Below are 1708 nucleotides of genomic sequence, written 5' to 3'. Positions count from 1 at the left end.
GCGCGGATGCGTGGTTTTTCGCGCCATCGTGACATTTCCGTCACGTGATTTTCAGGGAATTGACAGGAACACGCATCATTCCTCCAAGGGTTGGGCGGTTATATAGAACATGTCAACGGTTACGGCTGTTGGCGAGGTTCCGTCCGGAATCCCATAACTGAACCCTTCTTCTCTCTTCTCTCTCAGCCGGCGGCTTCTCTTCCGCCGGCTTTCTTTTTCTCTGGCTTTGGTTTTCGTGGATGTTTGACCTGTTCGTTCGTGAAGGTCCGCGGATGCTCCCTGCAGTGCGGGTGCTCCCTGTAGGGCGGATTTCCTCGCGGGAGGACAAAGCATGCTTACTGGTTTGTCTTCAGGCTCTCTACTGTTGAAATATCGCCGGTAAACGTTTTCTAAAAATCGGAGTGTCGCATTCCTCCGTGAACTACACTGAAATGAAATATACGCAGCATGCAAGCGCGGCAGGGTTGCTACTCAATGCGAGGCAAGACCTGGAACGACGTAAGTGACGTCGTTCCAGGTCTTTTTTGTTTGTTGCGGCTGTTGCATCTCATATCGATGAGGACCAATGGGGAATGGAAGGTGGAATCATGACTGCGGTGCAGACGTCCAATCCGGTGCACAATGCCGAGGACGCGGTGGAAGCCGGCATCCATGAAGTTGGCGCGACGATCGACGCCGTCGAACAGGAAGTGGAGCGTGGCGTCTCCACGCGCTTCCCGCTCAATAGTGCGTTCATCTTCACGTTCGGTGCGCTGGGAGGCATGCTGTTCGGCTTTGACACGGGCATCATCTCCGGGCCCTCGCCGCTGATCGAAGCCGATTTCGGCCTGTCCGTGGCCCAGACCGGATTCATCACGTCATCCGTGCTGATCGGCTCCTGTGCGGGCGCCCTGTCCATCGGTGCGCTGTCTGACCGTTTCGGACGCAAAAGGCTGCTGATTCTTGCGGCGGTCCTGTTCCTGCTCGGCTCGGGCATGTGCGCGAGCTCCACAGGATTCCTGATGATGGTCGTGGCCCGCATCATCCTCGGTCTCGCCGTCGGCGCGGCCTCCTCGCTGACCCCGGCGTATCTCGCCGAACTCGCACCAAAGGAACGCCGTGGTTCGCTGTCCACGCTGTTCCAGCTGATGATCACCTTCGGCATCCTGCTGGCGTATGCCTCCAATCTCGGCTTCCTTGGCCACAACATCGCCGGCATCCGCGACTGGCGGTGGATGCTGGGCTCGGCGCTCGTGCCGGCGGCCCTGCTGCTCGTCGGCGGTCTGCTACTGCCGGAATCGCCCCGATATCTGGTGAGCCGCGGCAAGGACCGCGAGGCGTTCAAGGTGCTCACTCTCATACGCAAGGACGTCGATCAGGCCCAGGTGCAGCTCGAGCTTGACGACATCAAGGCCGTCGCCGCACAGAACACCAAGGGAGGCGTCCGCGAACTGTTCCGCATCGCCCGTCCGGCGCTCATCGCCGCGGTCGGCATCATGCTGTTCCAGCAGCTCGTCGGCATCAATTCCGTGATCTATTTCCTGCCGCAGGTGTTCATCAAGGGCTTCGGATTCCCTGAAAACGACGCCATCTGGGTGTCGGTCGGCATCGGCGTGGTCAATTTCGTGGCCACCATCGTCGCCACTCTCATCATGGACAGATTCCCCCGCAAGAAGCTGCTCATCTTCGGATCGGTGACGATGACCATCGCTCTCGCGGCGTTGGCCGT

The 1708-nt window shown here is 59.3% G+C and carries 1 protein-coding gene; it reads left to right on the top strand.

Going from position 1 to position 1708, the window contains the following annotated elements:
- Positions 1-587: 587 nt before the first annotated feature.
- On the top strand, positions 588-1708 hold a 1121-nt coding region (locus ACR0P8_RS09580; RefSeq protein WP_432624833.1), incomplete at its 3' end, for a sugar porter family MFS transporter.

This window comes from Bifidobacterium sp. (genome assembly GCF_050874245.1).
Taxonomy (GTDB): Bacteria; Actinomycetota; Actinomycetes; order Actinomycetales; family Bifidobacteriaceae; genus Bifidobacterium.
The sequence above is the reverse complement of the archived record's forward strand: the minus strand, read 5'-3'. Positions and strand labels throughout refer to the sequence as shown.